Origin of the sequence: Anaerostipes butyraticus (assembly GCF_016586355.1) — a bacterium.
GTDB classification, from domain to species: Bacteria; Bacillota; Clostridia; order Lachnospirales; family Lachnospiraceae; genus Anaerostipes; species Anaerostipes butyraticus.
Genome location: NZ_BLYI01000070.1, coordinates 13,540 through 31,397 on the forward strand (window position 1 = coordinate 13,540; position 17,858 = coordinate 31,397).

Sequence of the window (17,858 nt, forward strand, 5' to 3'; positions counted from 1 at the left end):
ACCCACTGTGTATTTCTTCCAGACATTTCATATTGCTTCTGCTATAAAATCTCGTCTGATATAAGCAAAAAATCCGGATTCAACCAATTACCATTTGTTTCTTTCCCCATTTTATCCTATAATATTTTCTTAGTCAGTGCTAACTGCCTGCAGAATAATGAACCAAATAATCATTCCCGCTTTAAGCGGACTTTGAAAAGATAGGAGTGAAATCATGAATACCTTTAAAAAATTTATCCGATACTATGGTCCCTACAAAAAAGTATTCTTTTTTGATTTATTCTGCGCGGCCTTCATCAGTATCGTGGATCTGGCCTTTCCCCAGATTTTAAGAACTATGACCAATACCCTGTTCCAGAGAGATGCCTCTGTGATTCTACGCACTCTGCCGTGGATCGCTGCCATCCTGCTGATCTGTTACATCCTGCAGGCGCTGTGCAAATACTATGTCAGCTGCCAGGGACATATTATGGGAGCCCGGATGGAGCGGGATATGCGAAAAGAATTATTTGAACATTATGAAAATCTTTCCTTTTCTTATTATGACAAGAATAATACAGGACAGATGATGAGCCGTCTGGTATCCGACCTGTTTGATATCTCTGAATTTGCCCATCACGGACCGGAAAACCTGTTTATCTCTGTGGTAAAGATTGTCGGTTCCTTCATCTTCCTGTTTATGATCCAATGGGAACTGGCTCTGATTCTGGCCGCTGTCGTTATTTTTATGATCATTTTCAGCGCTTATCAGAATCAGCGGATGCAGGCAACTTTTCTGGACAACCGCCGCAAAATCGGTGACATCAACGCTACCCTGCAGGATTCTCTGGAAGGCATCCGGATCGTCCAGTCTTTTGCCAACGAAGATATTGAGCGCAGAAAGTTCCATAAGGGAAATGAAAACTTCCTTCTCTCCAAGAAGGATAATTATCGTGCCATGGGAACGTTCCAGGGCGGAAATACATTTTTCCAGGGACTTATGTACCTGATCACTCTGACAGCCGGCGGCATCTTCATTGCTCTTGGCGAAATGTCTCCGGCAGATCTTGCCATGTACGCCCTGTACATCGGTATTTTTATCAGCCCGATCCAGGTGCTCGTGGAACTGACGGAAATGATCCAGAAGGGACTGTCCGGTTTCCGCCGTTTCCTGGATATTATCGAGACGGAACCGGAAATTGTCGATGAAGAAAATGCTGTTCCGATTCAGAATCCGCAGGGAGATATTTCCTACAATGATGTATCTTTCAGCTATGAAGATAACGAAATTGTCCTGAATCATATTAACTTTAAAATCGAATCCGGAAAGTCCGTTGCCCTGGTCGGTCCATCCGGAGGAGGAAAGACGACCATCTGCTCTCTTCTTCCAAGATTCTATGATATTACCGGCGGAACGATCACCATCGGAGGACAAAACATCCGGGAAATGACTCTGGAAAGCCTTCGAAATTCCATTGGAATCGTACAGCAGGATGTATATCTGTTTGGCGGAACCGTAAAAGAAAATATCGCTTACGGCAAGCCGGATGCTTCCATGGATGAGATCATTCAAGCCGCCAAAAAGGCGAATATCCATGATTTTATCATGGGGCTGCCGGACGGTTATGATACCTTCGTCGGTGAACGGGGCACCCGTCTTTCCGGCGGGCAAAAACAGCGGATTTCCATTGCCAGAGTCTTCCTGAAAAATCCGCCGATCCTGATCCTTGATGAGGCAACCAGCGCTCTGGACAACGAAAGCGAGCGCCATATCCAGAAGAGTCTGGAGGCGCTCTCTAAAAACCGTACGACTATCACCATCGCACACCGCCTCTCTACGATCAAAAACGCAGATGAAATCCTTGTTGTCTATGATCATACCATCCGGGAAAGAGGATCTCACCGGGATCTGATGAAAAAAGACGGCATCTATGCCCGCTACTACAAAATGCAGTTTGAAGGTCTGGATACTTTAGATTTCTAAATCAGAAATCCCGGTTTTTCAGACTTCCAGCACTACGACCTCGTAAGGTTTCAGCAGGAGATCTCTTCCCTGCATAGTCGTCTGTTCATAATTGACAAATACGACATTTTCATATTCTGTTTCCAGAGTTACTCTGGAAGGCTGGCCGCTGAAATTACAGATCAGGGCCAGCTTTTTTTCACCCAGTTTTCTCTCATAGGCAAAAATATGGTCCGCATCTTCATAGATTGGATCATAGCTTCCATATGTCAGAATTTCCTTGTATTCTTCTGACTTGCGGAACCGGATCAGACGCTTATAGTAATTCAAAACAGAACCATATTCCTTCTCTTCGTCTTCCACATTGATTTTCGTATAATTTTCATTGACCGGCATCCACGGCGTTCCCTCGCTGAATCCTGCATTCTTTCCATGAGTCCACTGCATCGGCGTCCGGGCATTGTCCCTGCTGTGATGACTGCAGATTTCCAGAGCTTCTTCCGGTTTCATTCCTGCATCAATAGAAATTTCATACTGGCTCAATGTTTCCAGGTCATTAAACTCTTCCAGTTTCCATTTCCGATTGCACATGCCGATTTCCTGTCCCTGATACAGAAATGGAAGTCCCCTCTGGCATACGATGATCGCAGCAAGGGCTGTCACACTGTAAAATCCGTAGTCTTCTTCCGGAATAAATAAACTGGAACCTCTTGGCTGATCATGATTTTCTATGATATTTGCCTCAAATCCGGCATCTCCCAGCATTCTCTGATTTTTCGCCGTCTCTTCTCTCCAGTCTTCAAACGGCTGCGGCCACTCATAGTCTTTGTAATTCTTTCCTTTACGGTAGGCATGGCATGGCTCAAACGCAAAAATAGAAGAAAAATATCCATTTTCCCCGATAAAGTGTTTGACTGCTTCTTCTTTTAAAAACATAGCTTCTCCTATGGCAAGTCCGTCATAAGGATCAAAACAGCGGCGGCGCATTTCCATGAGAAAATCTCCAATCCCGTCTACTTTCTGTGATACCTTATAGACATCTGCCATGCCATCCGGCCCGTCTGCAGGAAGATCCGTCCACGTAAGATCCTTTTTGATGTTCATAATGGCATCGATCCGGAAACCGCCCAGACCCTTCTCCATCCACCAGCAGATCATTTTGTAAATCTCTTCTCTCACCTGTGGATTTTCCCAGTTAAGATCCGGCTGCTCTTTGGCAAATGAATGAAAGTAAAATTTATTGTCATATCCCGGTACCTTTTCCCAGACGCTTCCTCCAAAATAAGAGCGCCAGTTACATGGAACTTCCCCGTCTTTTCCATCCACAATATAAAAATATTTTCCATAAGGACCGTCCGGATCTCTCATAGCTTCTTTGAACCATTTATGTTCACTGGAACAATGATTGACGACCAGATCCATCAGGATGGAAATCTTCCGCTTCTTCGCCTCCGCAATCAATTCCTCCATATCTTCCATGGTTCCGAACATCGGGTCAATGGCGTAATAATCTGAGATATCATAGCCGTTATCCACCATCGGCGACTGAAACATAGGAGATATCCACAAAATATCAATCCCAAGATCCTGGATATAGTCCAGCTTGCGGATTATCCCCTGGATATCTCCAATCCCATCCCCGTTGGAATCATAAAAGCTTTTTGGATAAATCTGGTATGCGGCTTTATCATGCCACCATTCTCTTTTCATAAAACACTCCTTTCGATTCTGACAGAGCTTTCCTATCACGTTTATATTTCTGATTATACCATGGATTACATTCATCTGTTTTCCGTGAAAGTAAAAAAGAAGCCACTGCTTCCGGATCTTCCATCCTTCTGCAGCAGCTTCTGTCTCTCTTCTATTTGATCTGATGGGCGCTGATCACCACATCTCCTTTTTTTACATGAATTCCTTTTGCCTCCAGCAGTTCGGAAACCGTGCACACTTCATATCCTCTGGCCTTCAGGATCGGCAGAACATGCTCGACTGCCTGAACCGTTGGTTCATGGATATCATGCATCAGTACGATATCCCCGTCCTGTGCTTTTTCCAGGATCATCTTTTCCGTTGCTTTCGCAGATTTTGTCTTCCAGTCCAGTGTATCGATATTCCATAAAACCAACGGTCCATCGATGATTTTTTTTACATTGTCATTCAAACCGCCGTACGGTGGACGGAAACTGACGGCTTTGCTTCCACATGCTTTATAAATTGCCTGATTCATCTTATCCTGCTGGTTTCGGATCTGATCATTACTGAGCTTCGTCAGCAGCGGATGGTTCCAGGAATGACCTGATACTTCATTTCCTGATTTGCAGACTTTTTCCACAACATCCGGATATCTCTGCGCGTTCTCACCCAGCATGAAAAATGTAGCTCTGAAATCTTCTTTTTCCAGTGCTTTCAGAACCCTCTCGGTTTTTCCTCTTGACGGACCATCATCAAAAGTAAACGCGATCAGCTTCTTGCTCTTATCGATTTTCCTCGGCACATATAAAGATTTCTTCATCTTCTCTCCGGTATCCTTTGACAGGATTCCTTCATTCGCCTGCACAATATATTCTCCAAGCTTCCGATTCACAGAATTATACTTCGTGCCGCCGGACCGGATCAGAAATCCTATGCCGGCTGCCATTACGGCTGCAATCAGCAGGAGAGCCGCTACTCTCCCTTTTCTCCATCTTCTTCGTCTTCTTCTTACTACTCTTCGCATCTTACCCTACCCTTTTGTTCCTTTCTTACGTTTCAATTTGTTTAAAATGAGTGACATCCACAAGCCCCAGATCTGTCAGACGCAGTTCTGGTATGACCGGAAGCGCCATGAATGACAGTGTAATAAACGGATCAATCTCTCTGGAAATTCCCATATCCCATGCTTTTTTCAGCATATCATCAATATTTTCCTGAATCTCCTGTGAAGATCCTAAACTTAAAAGGCCTGCAACCGGAAGAGGCAGTGTTCCCTTCACCTCTCCCCCTGAAACCAGCACATAACCGCCCTGCATCTTCTCCATCATCTGAACCGCTGTGAGAATATCATCATCATTATCTCCAGCCGCAATGATGTTATGAGAATCATGAGCCACAGAAGTCGCAATGGCTCCTCCTGTAATCCCGTATCCCTTTAACGGCGCAGCTTTGGCATTGCCGGTTCCTCTATGGCGTTCAAACACACAAAGCTTGGAATATTCCCGGTTCGGAACAAACCATCCTTCACAGGACGGCACTTCCTCCCTTAAAAATTTTGTTACGATCTGCCCGGAAACCATGCCGATTACCGGCACTTTTCCTCTGGCCGGCACCTGAATCTTATCTTTGGACACCCCGGATAAAACAACGGTATGGAGCATGGACTCCGCAATCGGAGCCGCCTGCCGGTCAAACATAGCATCATTTACAAGGCGCCCTTTCCGGTAAACCTGCTCAACCGATACTTCTTCCAGTGATCCCAGCACTACAATATCCGCATCTTTCCCGGTTTCCAAAGTTCCGATCTGATTCAGACCATAGGCAGAAGCCGCATGCTCTGTCGCCATAGCCACCGCATCCAGCGGATCCATTCCCAGCTGGATGCTACGCCTTACATTGTAACTAATATGTCCTTCATTTTCAATAGTATCCAGATGTTTATCATCGGTACAAAACATATAATGTTTCATATCCTGCGGTTCTTTCAACAGCCCTGGAATAATATTCTCTACATTTCGTGCCGCGCTTCCTTCTCTTACAAGGATTTTCATGCCTGCATGACATTTTTCCCTTGCTTCTTCATAAGAAGTACATTCATGTTCCGTCATGACTCCGGCTTCCACATATGCCTTCAGATCTTCTCCTGTAAGCCCCGGCGCATGTCCATCAATGATCATTCCCCTGCACAGACGGAGTTTTGCCAGTATTTCCGGATCTCCTGAAAGAACTGCCGGATAACACATTACCTCGCCTAATCCGAGAACCCTTTTATGATCTTTCCATTGTTCCATATCCTTCGCAGTAAAATCTGCCCCGTTGGTCTCAAACGGTGTAGCCGGAATGGACGAAGGCATCATCACATAGACACTCAGCGGAATATCCTCTGTAGCATCCAGAATATATTTCATCGCTTCATTTCCTTTTACATTGACCAGTTCATGGGGATCAGCAATGACCGTTGTCGTTCCATGGGGCATGACTGCCTTTGCAAACTCCAGCGGCGCTGCCATCGAGGACTCAATATGCACATGGGCATCGATAAACCCCGGACAGAGATATTTCCCCTGACAGTCCACTTCCTGCTTCCCGGAAAATGTTCCGATTCCTATGATCTTTCCATCCGACACCGCAAGATCTCCCCTGATCAGTTTTCGATTTTTCACATCAACAATCGTTCCGTTTTTTAACACCAGTTCACACATACTGAACGCTCCTCCTTCTTTTTCTCCAGGTATCTGTGAAATCGTACCATTCCTACATAATATTTGATATCAGGATCAAACAGCATATCCCAGCTGATCACTTCTCTCTCTCCGCAGTTAGACCAGATCAATTGATGATTTTCTTCATCATATCCGGTTATCGTCACCCAGTGCCAGTTATCTTCCCGCAGCTGCGCTGCCGGATGACGCAGGATCAAAAAGGCTACCGGGTCTCCGGCTTTGATCCCTCCAAGAATAAATTTTAAAGACTGTTCTTTTTTCTTCGGGAGAAACAGCTTTTCCGCTTTTAAAAGAATTCCCTTGTCTTCGGCATACCTGGAAAAATCTTTTGCAAAACGCCCGATCAGCGGATATCCCATAAAACCGGGTCTCATATATGTATACATTGTTTCCATCAGTTTCAGATACTCTTCCTGACAGCAGGCATCTGTTTTCGGCTCATACAGCGGCTTCATTGCCTCATCTGACGCAGCGTAAATGGCCGCCAAATTGCTTCCTGTAACGCTGCCGCACCCTGCCAGTCTCTGAAATTCTTTGGTGAACCATTCCTGATCTCCTCCATATCCGATGATCTTTCCATCTTTGGTAATCACAGGACATTGAAGTTCTTCCCGCATATTTCTTTCCTCCTTCTGCATATGCTGTTAAAAAATGCTGGAGTTTTTATGAACCATCTTTCCCATCATCACATTTTCAAGTTATGTCTGATTCTTCCTGTTATCGCTACCCTTTGCTCTTTCCTTCTGTCTCCCGGAATCTCAGATGCTTTTTCTGCCTTCCGGATGCCGCCCGCAGTCCCTGATCCGGCCCTTCTCCTGATTCTGATGCTCCTGTTCCCACTGGCCAACAGTTTCCCTCTCAGCTACGTATTCCACTGTCATCACCCGGAACGCAGCCAGGCTCTGAAACTGTTTCTCGCCTCTTATTTCTTTTTGTTTTTCTGGCCGATCCTTCTGTTTGAATACCAGGTAAGTTTCTTTGCCCTGGTATGGAGCATGGCACTGCTTCTGATCAACTGCTGCCTGTGTCTGCAGATTTTCCTGATCCGCCCGAAATCCGCTTTCTGGCTCCTGCCGTATCTTCTGTGGTGTACGTTTCTTTTTTATATAAGCTTTGGAATCCTGATTCTTAATTAACGAGAAACAAAGACAAACTTCTGTTCCGTTGACAAAGCTTCCTCAAACTCATATCCCTGAAATTCAAATTCTTTCAGCTCTTCCGGATCATCTGCCTGGCGTTCGGCCATAAAACGAACCATCCGTCCTCTGGCCATCTTCGCCCAGGCAGTAATGGTCCTTAATTTTCCATTTCTCCTGGTCAGAAATTCAATATCAATCCATCGGTCCGCAGGTTCCCTGTACTTTCTTATGGCTTTGGCATATTCTTCCGAAGCCAGATTGATGACCGGTTCGCCTGTTTTGAAAATTTCCTCTGCCAGATCACTTCCCCAGAACCGGTACAGATTCCTGCCGTCGATCTTCAATGGAGACGCCATTTCCAGCCGGTATGGTCTGATCCGGTCAAAAGGTTTTAAAACTCCATACAGACCGCTTAATATCCTGACATGACGATTCAGATATTCCCACTGATCCTCCGTCATATGCCCGGCATCGATATTTTTAAAGACCAGTCCATCATAAGCAAAGACCGCTCCTGCGCCGTCTCCTTTTTTCCAGTCCTGAAAATCCAGAAATGCCTGGAGTGCTATTTTATCATTGACTTTCATCAGGTTCTGGATTTCCCACGGCTGAAGCCTTTTCAGCTCTTCATAAATCCTTTCGGCCTTTTCCATCATATGCGGCTCTGACAATGAAATTTCCGGCCGCTCCTCGATCCGCATATTCATGGCCGGTGAAATAATGCCTATCATTTCTTCTCCTTATCCTATATACTTGTCTTTAGAAGACTCCATCACGACTTATAGTTGCAATTAGAAAGGACCTGATCATTTATGAAACGATTCCTGCTTCCGATTCTTATTACTCTCTTTTTGATTTCCGCTTCTGCTGTTTTCACTCTGAATTTTCGTGCTCTGTATTATCACGATATTTCGTCCCTGAACATAGAGGAGATTTCCGGTTATTCTGAACATGTCATCCGTGAAAACTACAATGCACTGATCGATTATAACAGCATTTTCCACCGGGATCCTCTGGATCTGTCTCTCCCCATGTCAAGAGAAGGCCGGATCCACTTTCAGGATGTAAAACGCATCTTCGATGTCCTGCAGATCATCTGCCTCATCACTCTGACAGCTTCCCTGATCCTGGGCATCCGTTCCTGGAAACAGGGCTGCCGTAAATTTTTAAGAAACAGCGCCATCTTATCGGTCCTGCTCCCGGCCGCCGCCGGCATCCTGATCGCCTCAAACTGGGAAAATGCTTTCATTTTGTTCCATGAAATCATGTTTTCCAATGACTACTGGATTTTTGACGAACGAACTGATCCGGTAATCCAAATCCTTCCGGATGAATTCTTCCTTCACTGCGCTCTTATGATCATCGCTCTGATCCTGGCAGCAAGTCTCTGTATGGGACTTATCTACCTGCGGCAGAAACATCAAAAGAACGATTCATCCAGACTTCACTCTTAATTATTTCCGGTAACCGGTTTCCCGATCCACCACGTTCATCAGCGGCTCTCCAGCACAGTAACGCTTCAGATTGCCAGCGGCAATATCTACAATCCGGTATAAAGTGGCCGGATGATGGAAATCTCCGGAAATATGCGGCGTGATCACCACATTTTTCATATTCCATAATTTGTGCTGGCTCGGCAGCGGCTCCGGATCCGTCACGTCCAGACCCGCGCCGTAGATTTCCCCTGCGATCAGCGCCTGACACAGATCTTCTGTATTCACAGCGCTTCCTCTTCCGGCATTCAGGAAGACAGCACTGTTTTTCATTTCCCGGAAACGTTTCGCGTTGAAAATATTCTTTGTAGCCTTTGTTTCCGGCAGAACAGAAAATATAACATCTGCTTCCGGCAGGAGTTCATCCAGATGCTCCATCGTATACAATTCATCCACTCCCTGCGGAACCTGTCCCGGACGCCGTTTGATGCCGATCACCCGGTAGCCGAAATTTCTCAAAAGTCTTGCAAAGTACAATCCGATGTCTCCCAGTCCAACGATCAGGGCACATCCGCCCCTCAGTGACATAACCTCTCCTTCATCCTGCCATTCGCACTGATTCTGATTATCCCGGTACAGATGCAGTTTCTTCTGAATGGAAAATAAAACTGCCAGCATATGCTCCGCAACACCAGGCCCATAGGCTCCGGTTGCATTGGTCAGAACCACTTCTTCCGGCAGAACGCCTTTTTTTACATATGCGTCTGCCCCGGCAGAATTCAGCTGAAGCCATTCCAGATTCTTCGCGTATTCCAGCAGATCCGGATCAATATTTCCAATAATGATGTCTGCTTCTTCTGCCATTTTCTTTGTTGCCTTTTTATAAGATGTATACGTAAAGCAGCTCTTGTCTGCGAATTCTTCCAGTCTTTCTTTTTGTCCCTCGCTGACCGGAAGGACAACTAATATTTTCTTTCCTTTGATCATATTCAAAACTCCTTCTAAACACCTGGCGTCCCTTCTGAACGAACAGGACTTCCTTATCACACACTCTTTTATTCTGAAAGTTCTTCTATCCCCGAACGATCATTTTCCCGGCGAACACTGCGCCCAGACATAAAATGACACTCAAGACCATATACGCTGCTGACATTCCGCATCTGCCCGCTTCCATAAGATCGGAGCTTTCCAGGGCAAAAGTAGAAAAGGTCGTAAATCCCCCACAGACTCCTGTCTTTAAGAACAGGATCCATCTGGAATCGGATATGCCGTACCGGACAGCCGCCTGACTGATGACGCCGATCGCAAATGCTCCCAGAATATTGATTCCCAGCGTGATTACCGGAAACTGGGTCTTATCTGATAACGGCAGGAATCCCAGAAGATAACGAAATACCGCTCCGAGAAAGCCTCCGGCTCCAACACAAAAACAATTCCATAACATAAGAAAAACCTCCTGAATGATTCTATTCTATATCACTCAGAAGGTCTTCGCAATCCATCTTATTTATTTTTCGTACAGAAATTTTTCCGGCAGGCTCACCTGAAAGGCTTCTCCCAGTTTTCGGAATCCTTCTGCCGGTATGGTCTGCCGTTTTACCGGTGTCACAGCAAGCACTTTGCATAAAATCTCCGCCGCCTTTTCCACCGTATGGGCCAGTCCGAAGGTCTGGTCAAAATCTTCCCCGGAACAGAACATTCCATGATGTGCCCAGATGATCACGTCATGATTTTTGATATATCTGGAACTTTCCACCGCGATTTCTTTCCCTCCCGGCACCATCCACGGAATGACAGCGATTCCATCCGGGAAAATCACCGGACACTCTGTCATCATCTCCCATAGTTCCCTTGTAAACACTTCTTCTTTTAATGGAAGAACAAAGGTCAGGGCAATGATATTAGCCGGATGGCAGTGGTAGATCACACGATGCTTTCCATTGGTTCTTTTTTTCTTCACTTCATGATTCATAAGATGTGACGGCAGTTCACTGGTCGGTACTCCTCCATCCCGCAGTCCCCAGCAGATCCGGTACCGGCGGCCCTGTTCATCGATCTCAATAACCGCAAGATTTCCCTCCGGATCCGCCTCTGTATTTCCAAAAAACTTTCCGGATCCTGTTACCAGGAAATATTCTCCCGCAAGATCCGGAACCTCGGTTCCGATTTCTCTCCACATATCCGTATCATTGAGATTTTCTCTGATCTGCTCTATCTCCTCCGGACGGATACGGTAGGAAAAATTGCCTCCGTTTCTTTCATGCCACCCCATCCGATGGCCGTCCATGCACATTTTAATAAATCCTTTTCCGAACTCTGTCTCCGCTATCTGCATTTCTTTTCCCCTTTTTCAAAACTTTTCAAACGATCTTCCAGCTGTGCCATCACGGCTTCCGGAGCCATAGTATAAGATTCCAGCGTATCTCCTCCCCGATGATTTCCTGCTGTTACGCAGTCCATTTTCACCAGCGGATCATCTGCCGACACCGGCTCCACCGGAAATACGTCCACTGCCGCTCCTTTTATTTTTCCTTCCTTCAAAGCCTGATACAAAGCATCCATATCAACCAGCGCTGCCCTTGCTGTGTTGATCAGATATGCATCCTCTTTCATTATCTCCAGCTCTTTTGCACCAATCAGCGGCGGCTCTCCAGGCTGGATTCTGCCGTGAAGGCTGACAATATCGGCTTCCTGAAGAAGTTTTTCCTTTGTCACAGAAATACATCCTTTCTTTTCGGCTTCTTTTGGATCCACATACGGATCATATATCAGAATCCGGCTTCCAAAACCTGTCAGCCGTTCCGCCACAAGCCTTCCAATCGTTCCAAAACCTATCAGCCCGATTGTCTGGCTCCGCATCTCCCGGATCCTGCCGGAATTCGGATACTGTTCTCGCCACTCTCCATTTTTCAGGGCTCTGTCTGCTCTTGCGATATTTCTCGTTTCGCAGAGCATCAGCCCGATGGTATATTCCGCAACCGCATACGCATTATGACTCGGACAGTTGATCACCTGGATTCCTTTCTCTTCTGCGGCTTCCATATCAATATTTTCCACGCCGCCCCGGCAGGTAAGGATATATTTCAGATGATCTGCCTTTTCAATCAATTCCCTGCCAACCGGACACAGATGGACAAACACAGCGTCTGCATCCTGGATTTCCTCAGCCAGAGCCTGATCCGGCGGATATGCCGTAGAACCTTTCGTCTCAATATTCCGTATAATTTTTCTGGCCTGGGGCCTCTGGGCGTCCTCTTTCCATGAAAGATACCGGCAGGTTTGAAACAGACTGCTTTTCTCCAGCGCTCTTCTAAAATCCTCCTCATGGATAAACATATCTCCCACTGCTACACATTTTTCCATCTGCATTCGTCCTTTCCTTGTAATTTTGTTCTATATTAACATTTAATGTTCGTTTTGTCCAGTATTTTTGTTCTTTTATGGCATTTTATTCTGTTTATATCGAACATTTCTTGTTTTTCTTTTTTGTTTTGGGTATAATGGTTGAAGAGAATTCCAAAAGAAAGGATTTGCACTTATGAACAAAACCGAACGTCATCAGGAGATCCTGAATCTTCTGATTTCCAAAGAACGGATTGAAATCAATGAGTTATGTGAGATGTTCCACATCGTTCCCATGACAGCCCGCAGGGATCTGAAAGAACTGGAAGAACAGGGAAAACTAATCCGCACCCACGGCGGGGCGGCTCTGCCTCCGGAAAAAGAAGATGTCAATCTCCCGTTTTTCCAGCGAACAAAGATTAACTCTGCCCAGAAGCTGGCCATTGCAGCCAAAGCCTGCTCGTTTCTTAAAGCCGGACAGCACATTTTTCTCGCTTCCGGTACAACCGTTCATGCCTTCGCCCAGTCTCTGAAAGAGAGTATCCCCCTGACTGTCATAACCGATGCTGTCAATATTTCCTATGAACTAAGCGCCTTCTCTAATATTCATCTTCTGTCTGTGGGAGGAGAACTGAGACCTAATTCCCTGACACTGACAGGAAAAATAGCCGAGGAAAATCTCTCTCATTTTCAAATGGATGCGGCCTTTATCGGCATCAATGGAATTGACCGGGATGGAAATATTTATGTCAGCAGCATCGTGGAGTCTTCCATTCTAAATGTCCTGTTTGACAGAGTCCCGGACATCTATATTCTGGCAGACGCCTCCAAGCTGGATCAGAAAGATTTTGTTCATGTGGGAACGCTGGACTCCCGCCATACTCTGATCACCACAAAAGAGATTCCGGAAATCTGCCTGGAAACGTATCAGTCTTTAGGCGCTCAAGTTATCCTTGCTTAAAACACCGCACAGCATAAAACCCGGCTGCAGGTTTCATCTCCTGCAGTCCGGGTTTTTCTATACTATAATATGTTCTTTTCGAACTTTCTCAGTTCGCTGATATACCGTTCTCCCAGCCGGCTTAACGGCATGCCTTTTTTCTTAATATATCCAATGTGCATTTTTTCATCTGTATGGAGAGGAACTGCTGCATATTCGTTTCCATTCAGATCATTGCATATGATTCCGGAACAAAGGGTATATCCGTTCAGCCCGATCATAAGATTCAGGATCGTTGCCCGGTCATCTGTCTTTATGATCTGTTTATAATCATATGTACTGAACACTTCTTCCGCAAAATAGAACGAATTCTCATCTCCCTGTTCAAACGACAGACACGGATAATCTTTCAGATCCTCAAATTCAATCAGCTCTTTTTGTGCCAGAGGATTTCCCTTCCAGAGGAATACATAGATTCCACAGTCAAACAGCTCAGTAAATTCCACTGCGTTTTCCTGAAAAATCTTCTCCATCACCTGCCGGTTAAAATCATTGAGATACAAAATCCCGATTTCACTTTTCTGATTTCTTACGTTCTCAATAACTTCATGAGTCTTTGTCTCATGAACCGCAAACTCAAAATCATCCATCCCAAAATCCTTTGCCATTTCAATAAAGGCCTGGACCGCAAAGGTATAATGCTGCATGGATACACTGAATTTCTGTTTTGGTTTCTTTTTCTCAATAAACTTCTCTTCCATCAGCTGATACTGCTGCAAAATCTGTCTTGCATACCCCAGAAAATCTTCCCCTTCCGGTGTTATGGTAATCCCACGATTGGATCTTGAAAATATCTTCATTCCAATTTCTTCTTCCAGATCCCGGATGGTACCCGACAGACTCGGCTGCGAAATAAATAACTTAGAGGCAGCCTTGTTCATAGACTTACACTCTGCTGTGCAGACGGCATATTTTAACTGCTGCAACGTCATATGTCTGCTCCTTTCCGTCTCCCCATTTTTTCATTTTATAGATTATAGCACAGGATCCCAAAAAACAAAATAAGCCGGATTCTCTCATGATTCACAAAATTTGTGCAAACCAGAGATCATCCGGCATATCAATCTATCTTAACCGCATGCCCGCTCGAATTCCCGCAGTTTCTGTTTGGCTCCCGGATTCAGATTCCTTGGTACCTGAATCTGGACTGTCACATACAAATCTCCGTGGACAGACGGATTTTTCATTGAAACAATTCCTTTTCCTCTTAATCGTATTTTCGTTCCGGACTGGGTTCCCGGCGCTATCTTGCAAAGAACTCTTCCATTCAGAGTCTGTACCATAGCTTCTCCGCCCAAAACAGCTGTTGTAAACGGTATATTAGCAGTGGTATAAACGTCCATGCCTTTTCTTTCAAAGCCAGGCTTGCTTCCTACATGGACTTCCAAAAGCAGATCTCCCGGTTCTCCGCCGCCGCTTCCCGGCATTCCTTTTCCCCGCAGACGAATGGTCTTGCCATCCTCGATTCCTGCAGGTATGCGCACCTGAAGAGACTGGGTCTTTCCATTGCCGCTGTTAAACCGGAATACTTTTTCACATCCATTGACTGCTTCGTCAAATGTAACATCGATTTCTGACGTCAGATCAGAGCCTTTCTGCCTTCCGGAAAATCCGCCGCCAAAGCCTCTGCTGTTAAAGCCCCGGCTGCTGCCAAATCCGCCGCCGAAACCACTGCTGCCTGTAAAGCCCTGACTGGATCTAAAACCTCCCTGATCAAATCCATGGAACATTCCGCCAAAGATATCTCCAAAAATGTCGTCCATTGATCCGTCATCATTATTAAAATGGAATTCCCGATACGTAGTGCCTCCTCCCGGATTTCCCTGCTGGAATCCAGATGCACTTCCGTCAAACGCCGCATGCCCGAACTGATCGTACATCTTACGTTTCTCCGGGTCACTCAGTACCTCATAAGCCTCTGTTGCTTCTTTAAACATCTGCTCCGCATGAGCATCCCCCGGATTCATGTCCGGATGATATTTTTTCGCAAGCTTTCGATACGCTTTTTTTAGTTCACTTTTGTCTGCATTCCGGTTTACCCCAAGAACTTCATAATAATCCCTCTTTGCTGCCAAGATCCTCACCTCCTACTATACAAAGCGTCCCCGGAACATCATTCCGGGGAACAGGACTTCACATTTTGCTTCTTATTAGCCTTCAATTGTAATGTAGCTCTTCTTGTCTTCGACTTTCTTTGCTTCTTTCTTTGGAACTGTCAGTTTCAGGATTCCATCTTCAAATTTTGCATGAATGTCTTCCTGGGTCATATCTTCTCCAACATAGAAGCTTCGGCTTACATTACCAGAAAAACGTTCTTTTCTGATATATTTGCCGTCTTCTTTCTTGTCTTCCGTGCTTACATTCTTTGCAGCGCTGATGGTCAGATATCCGTCTTTCAGTTCTGCTTTGACATCTTCTTTCTTATATCCAGGAAGTTCGATGTCTACTTCATATTCTTTGTCTTTTTCTTTTATATCTGTCTTCATGACCTGATCTGTATTCTTTCCATAATATTTTTTATCAAAATCCGGGAAAGAAAACCAATCATTAAATAAATCTTCTCCAAAAATACCAGGCATTAACATAACACATCTCTCCTTTATCATTCATATCATTATTGTCAATTGTTCAGAAGAACTTTGGATCGGTACCTTTTTTGTACCTCTTCCTTTGTTCTATATGTAATATAACACTTATTGTTAGCACTGTCAAGTACTGAGTGCTAATTTTTTTAAAAATTTTTTTAGCACATAAATTCAATGGTTTGGAAACTTCCAAGTTCAAAATCTACTTTTAAAAAACCGTCATCATAAATATTCGCTCCTCGTGAATTTCTGGATAAAATTACATACACTTTTTTCAGCAAAATCTTCATAGAAAAAGCAGTTAATCTCCAAAGGAGTAACCGCCTTTTGTGCAGGATATGAAGTTGTTAAACTGGAATTTGAATAAAATTTAAATTCTTTGCAGCAATTAAAGTATATTAAACAAAGAATTTTTTGTATTTTATCAATAACCAAATTCCATTTGTTATTAAAGTAAGTGCCAATGCCAGAAGTATTCCTTCAATCCAAAACTGAACATTGAAGGATTCCCCAATATATCCTGTATAGGATATATACAGTTTATTCAGGATAGTTACAACACCTAATATAATAGCAAGTTCAAGATATTGATGTATTGTTTTTAGCAATCGTTTTTTTTCTGATTGTGCAATTTCATTTATTACATCAATGGTACTATCAGGAATCTTCTGCTCCAATCCCAATAAGTCTGCTACTGATGTTTCTAAAACATTTGCGATTACTGGCAAAAGAGCTAAATCTGGATAATTTAACCCTCGTTCCCATTTACTAATAGCTTTATCGGTAACATGAAGTTTTTCTGCCAACTCTTTTTGTGTGAAGTTATTTTGTTTCCTTAATAAAGATATCCTGCTTCCAGTATAAGCTGCATCCAAGTATATCTCCCCCTTTCATTCTATTTCAAGTATAGCATTCATAGGAGAATACCGTCACTCGACTTAAAGTAGAATATCCAAATTTCTACGACTTTACCTTCTATTTTATGAAACAACTTCTAATTTGCGTTATTCTTTACTATCTACCCACATTAAAACCTTTTTACATTTTGGGCAGTGCCATGCTGGATATTCCAGAACAGTAGATTTAACACTGATTGTTTTCTGAGTGAAAAAACCTTTTAGTCCTGTTTTTTTCTTTTCTTCATCAGAAGTAAACTCATAGTAGTGTCCTCCGCCTTGACCAATCCCCACCACAGTTCCCTGCTCCATTTCCATTCCACAATCTAAGCATTTCATGAATTATCCTCCTGCAATTTCTTCAGTTCTATAAACTGAAATTTGTTATTGTTAAATTTTATTTAATCATGTTTTTTAATATATTGAAATACCTTTTTATCACTCTTTGATTTTTTATACCAGCCAATACCTATCATTATAATCCCAACAATAATAACTGTAGTTCTTACCATGGAATCTGGCGAAAATAAACAAGATAAAACAATTCCTGTTCCCGCACCTGTAAAAAAATCTATAATTGATTTTTCACGTTTTATTATGCCCAGCGCTCTTTCTTTATCTATAGATTGTACCATCTTTGAATCCTCCTTTAATAATGTATCAAGAGAAATTTCAAATTGGTTGCTCATGCTTACAAGAGTTTGCAGATCAGGATAACTTTTTCCGTTTTCCCAATTTGAAACAGTTTGTCGAGTAACATGAAATAATCCACCAAACTCCTCTTGCGTTAATTGCTTTTCTTTACGAATATTCAATATCTGATTTCCTATATTCACAATATCTCATCCTTTCCTTTGTTGTTATCTTATTCTCATCTTCCTTTAAACATTATTCCAAAAAATAATGTCCAAAGGAAAGCAATCAACATCTTACATTGCATGTAAAGTTACGCAAAGATTCTTTGACAGGTACCTTTCTCTATAAATTTTAATTTGTATTTTTCTTCATAGCCACATTATATCAGCTGCAATCTGGCCACTCAATGAAATTCATTCTTTGTCATTTCTTTCTCCTTTGATTTTTTCCAGCTGTTCGTCAGCCATTTT

Annotated in this window: 19 protein-coding genes; 4 read left to right on the forward strand and 15 right to left on the reverse strand. The window is 43.8% G+C overall.

Translation table 11 applies throughout. The features are described 5' to 3' along the window. Window positions 1-214: 214 nt before the first annotated feature. Window positions 215-1,963 carry an ABC transporter ATP-binding protein gene (locus tag JMF81_RS15080; protein WP_201312251.1) on the forward strand — a complete coding sequence of 583 codons (1,749 nt, stop codon included), beginning with the start codon at window positions 215-217 and terminating at the stop codon, window positions 1,961-1,963. An 18-nt stretch (window positions 1,964-1,981) separates the two neighbouring features. Here JMF81_RS15080 and JMF81_RS15085 read toward each other — a convergent pair whose 3' ends face one another. The 4 genes from JMF81_RS15085 to JMF81_RS15100 form a co-directional block, all read right to left on the reverse strand. Further along, entirely contained in the window at window positions 1,982-3,652 is a 1,671-nt protein-coding gene (locus JMF81_RS15085; protein ID WP_201312252.1) for a glycoside hydrolase family 13 protein, read from the reverse strand. A gap of 151 nt (window positions 3,653-3,803) precedes the next feature. Beyond that, entirely contained in the window at window positions 3,804-4,658 is an 855-nt protein-coding gene (locus JMF81_RS15090; protein WP_201312253.1) for a polysaccharide deacetylase family protein, read from the reverse strand. 25 nt (window positions 4,659-4,683) lie between these two features. Beyond that, the gene (ade, locus tag JMF81_RS15095) at window positions 4,684-6,336 is read right to left on the reverse strand and encodes an adenine deaminase (protein ID WP_201312254.1); all 1,653 of its coding nucleotides are present in this window, start codon (window positions 6,334-6,336) and stop codon (window positions 4,684-4,686) included. Further along, window positions 6,318-6,974 carry a hypothetical protein gene (locus JMF81_RS15100; protein ID WP_201312255.1) on the reverse strand — a complete coding sequence of 219 codons (657 nt, stop codon included), beginning with the start codon at window positions 6,972-6,974 and terminating at the stop codon, window positions 6,318-6,320. The genes ade and JMF81_RS15100 overlap by 19 nt, the downstream gene beginning before the upstream one ends. 48 nt (window positions 6,975-7,022) lie before the next feature. On the opposite strand from JMF81_RS15100, the gene JMF81_RS15105 reads away from it, so the two are divergent. Further along, a complete protein-coding gene (locus JMF81_RS15105; RefSeq protein WP_201312256.1) occupies window positions 7,023-7,493 on the forward strand; it encodes a tryptophan-rich sensory protein in 471 nt (156 codons plus the stop codon). Here JMF81_RS15105 and yaaA read toward each other — a convergent pair. Continuing rightward, window positions 7,490-8,227: a peroxide stress protein YaaA gene (gene yaaA, locus JMF81_RS15110; protein WP_201312257.1), complete on the reverse strand. Its 738-nt coding sequence runs from the start codon at window positions 8,225-8,227 to the stop codon at window positions 7,490-7,492. The two genes, JMF81_RS15105 and yaaA, sit on opposite strands and share 4 nt — an antisense overlap. An 81-nt stretch (window positions 8,228-8,308) precedes the next feature. Here yaaA and JMF81_RS15115 point away from each other — a divergent pair, with 81 nt between their 5' ends. Continuing rightward, a complete protein-coding gene (locus JMF81_RS15115) occupies window positions 8,309-8,950 on the forward strand; it encodes a TIGR01906 family membrane protein (protein ID WP_201312258.1) in 642 nt (213 codons plus the stop codon). On the opposite strand, the gene JMF81_RS15120 is transcribed toward JMF81_RS15115, so the two are convergent. The 4 genes from JMF81_RS15120 to JMF81_RS15135 form a co-directional block, all read right to left on the reverse strand. After that, complete coding sequence (locus JMF81_RS15120; protein ID WP_201312259.1) at window positions 8,951-9,916, reverse strand: D-2-hydroxyacid dehydrogenase; 966 nt, start codon at window positions 9,914-9,916, stop codon at window positions 8,951-8,953. It abuts the gene before it with no gap. A gap of 85 nt (window positions 9,917-10,001) precedes the next feature. Next, window positions 10,002-10,373 carry a fluoride efflux transporter CrcB gene (gene crcB, locus JMF81_RS15125; RefSeq protein ID WP_201312260.1) on the reverse strand — a complete coding sequence of 124 codons (372 nt, stop codon included), beginning with the start codon at window positions 10,371-10,373 and terminating at the stop codon, window positions 10,002-10,004. Window positions 10,374-10,436: 63 nt separating this feature from the next. Further along, window positions 10,437-11,264, reverse strand: coding sequence for a rhamnulose-1-phosphate aldolase (rhaD, locus tag JMF81_RS15130; protein WP_201312261.1), 828 nt, complete (start codon window positions 11,262-11,264; stop codon window positions 10,437-10,439). Continuing rightward, window positions 11,255-12,292: a 2-hydroxyacid dehydrogenase gene (locus JMF81_RS15135; protein ID WP_201312262.1), complete on the reverse strand. Its 1,038-nt coding sequence runs from the start codon at window positions 12,290-12,292 to the stop codon at window positions 11,255-11,257. The genes rhaD and JMF81_RS15135 overlap by 10 nt, the downstream gene beginning before the upstream one ends. 175 nt (window positions 12,293-12,467) lie before the next feature. On the opposite strand from JMF81_RS15135, the gene JMF81_RS15140 reads away from it, so the two are divergent. Continuing rightward, window positions 12,468-13,232, forward strand: coding sequence for a DeoR/GlpR family DNA-binding transcription regulator (locus tag JMF81_RS15140; RefSeq protein WP_201312263.1), 765 nt, complete (start codon window positions 12,468-12,470; stop codon window positions 13,230-13,232). A 62-nt stretch (window positions 13,233-13,294) separates the two neighbouring features. Here the strand turns inward: JMF81_RS15140 and JMF81_RS15145 are convergent, their stop codons facing one another. From JMF81_RS15145 to JMF81_RS15170, 6 genes are all read right to left on the reverse strand, one after another. After that, window positions 13,295-14,203 (reverse strand): LysR family transcriptional regulator, encoded by a 909-nt coding sequence (locus JMF81_RS15145; RefSeq protein ID WP_201312264.1) that lies wholly within the window; start codon window positions 14,201-14,203, stop codon window positions 13,295-13,297. 138 nt (window positions 14,204-14,341) lie between these two features. Further along, complete coding sequence (locus JMF81_RS15150) at window positions 14,342-15,346, reverse strand: DnaJ C-terminal domain-containing protein (protein ID WP_201312265.1); 1,005 nt, start codon at window positions 15,344-15,346, stop codon at window positions 14,342-14,344. Between the two features lie 75 nt (window positions 15,347-15,421). Further along, the gene (locus JMF81_RS15155; protein WP_201312266.1) at window positions 15,422-15,856 is read right to left on the reverse strand and encodes an Hsp20/alpha crystallin family protein; all 435 of its coding nucleotides are present in this window, start codon (window positions 15,854-15,856) and stop codon (window positions 15,422-15,424) included. 398 nt (window positions 15,857-16,254) lie between these two features. Next, entirely contained in the window at window positions 16,255-16,731 is a 477-nt protein-coding gene (locus JMF81_RS15160; RefSeq protein WP_201312267.1) for a helix-turn-helix domain-containing protein, read from the reverse strand. A 129-nt stretch (window positions 16,732-16,860) separates the two neighbouring features. Then, on the reverse strand, window positions 16,861-17,091 hold the full coding sequence (locus JMF81_RS15165; RefSeq protein ID WP_201312268.1) for a PF20097 family protein: 231 nt from the start codon (window positions 17,089-17,091) through the stop codon (window positions 16,861-16,863). 62 nt (window positions 17,092-17,153) lie between these two features. Beyond that, complete coding sequence (locus JMF81_RS15170; protein ID WP_201312269.1) at window positions 17,154-17,588, reverse strand: helix-turn-helix domain-containing protein; 435 nt, start codon at window positions 17,586-17,588, stop codon at window positions 17,154-17,156. Window positions 17,589-17,858 lie beyond the last annotated feature (270 nt).

Coding starts and splice junctions, on each gene's coding strand:
- JMF81_RS15165 (WP_201312268.1), bottom strand. CDS start 17,091: ATGAAATGCTTAGATTGTGGAATGGAAATGGAGCAGGGAACTGTGGTG.
- JMF81_RS15155 (WP_201312266.1), bottom strand. CDS start 15,856: ATGTTAATGCCTGGTATTTTTGGAGAAGATTTATTTAATGATTGGTTT.
- JMF81_RS15120 (WP_201312259.1), bottom strand. CDS start 9,916: ATGATCAAAGGAAAGAAAATATTAGTTGTCCTTCCGGTCAGCGAGGGA.
- JMF81_RS15085 (WP_201312252.1), bottom strand. CDS start 3,652: ATGAAAAGAGAATGGTGGCATGATAAAGCCGCATACCAGATTTATCCA.
- yaaA (WP_201312257.1), bottom strand. CDS start 8,227: ATGATAGGCATTATTTCACCGGCCATGAATATGCGGATCGAGGAGCGG.
- rhaD (WP_201312261.1), bottom strand. CDS start 11,264: ATGCAGATAGCGGAGACAGAGTTCGGAAAAGGATTTATTAAAATGTGC.
- JMF81_RS15105 (WP_201312256.1), top strand. CDS start 7,023: ATGAACCATCTTTCCCATCATCACATTTTCAAGTTATGTCTGATTCTT.
- JMF81_RS15145 (WP_201312264.1), bottom strand. CDS start 14,203: ATGACGTTGCAGCAGTTAAAATATGCCGTCTGCACAGCAGAGTGTAAG.
- JMF81_RS15135 (WP_201312262.1), bottom strand. CDS start 12,292: ATGGAAAAATGTGTAGCAGTGGGAGATATGTTTATCCATGAGGAGGAT.
- JMF81_RS15080 (WP_201312251.1), top strand. CDS start 215: ATGAATACCTTTAAAAAATTTATCCGATACTATGGTCCCTACAAAAAA.
- crcB (WP_201312260.1), bottom strand. CDS start 10,373: ATGTTATGGAATTGTTTTTGTGTTGGAGCCGGAGGCTTTCTCGGAGCG.
- JMF81_RS15140 (WP_201312263.1), top strand. CDS start 12,468: ATGAACAAAACCGAACGTCATCAGGAGATCCTGAATCTTCTGATTTCC.
- JMF81_RS15100 (WP_201312255.1), bottom strand. CDS start 6,974: ATGCGGGAAGAACTTCAATGTCCTGTGATTACCAAAGATGGAAAGATC.
- JMF81_RS15090 (WP_201312253.1), bottom strand. CDS start 4,658: ATGCGAAGAGTAGTAAGAAGAAGACGAAGAAGATGGAGAAAAGGGAGA.
- JMF81_RS15115 (WP_201312258.1), top strand. CDS start 8,309: ATGAAACGATTCCTGCTTCCGATTCTTATTACTCTCTTTTTGATTTCC.
- ade (WP_201312254.1), bottom strand. CDS start 6,336: ATGTGTGAACTGGTGTTAAAAAACGGAACGATTGTTGATGTGAAAAAT.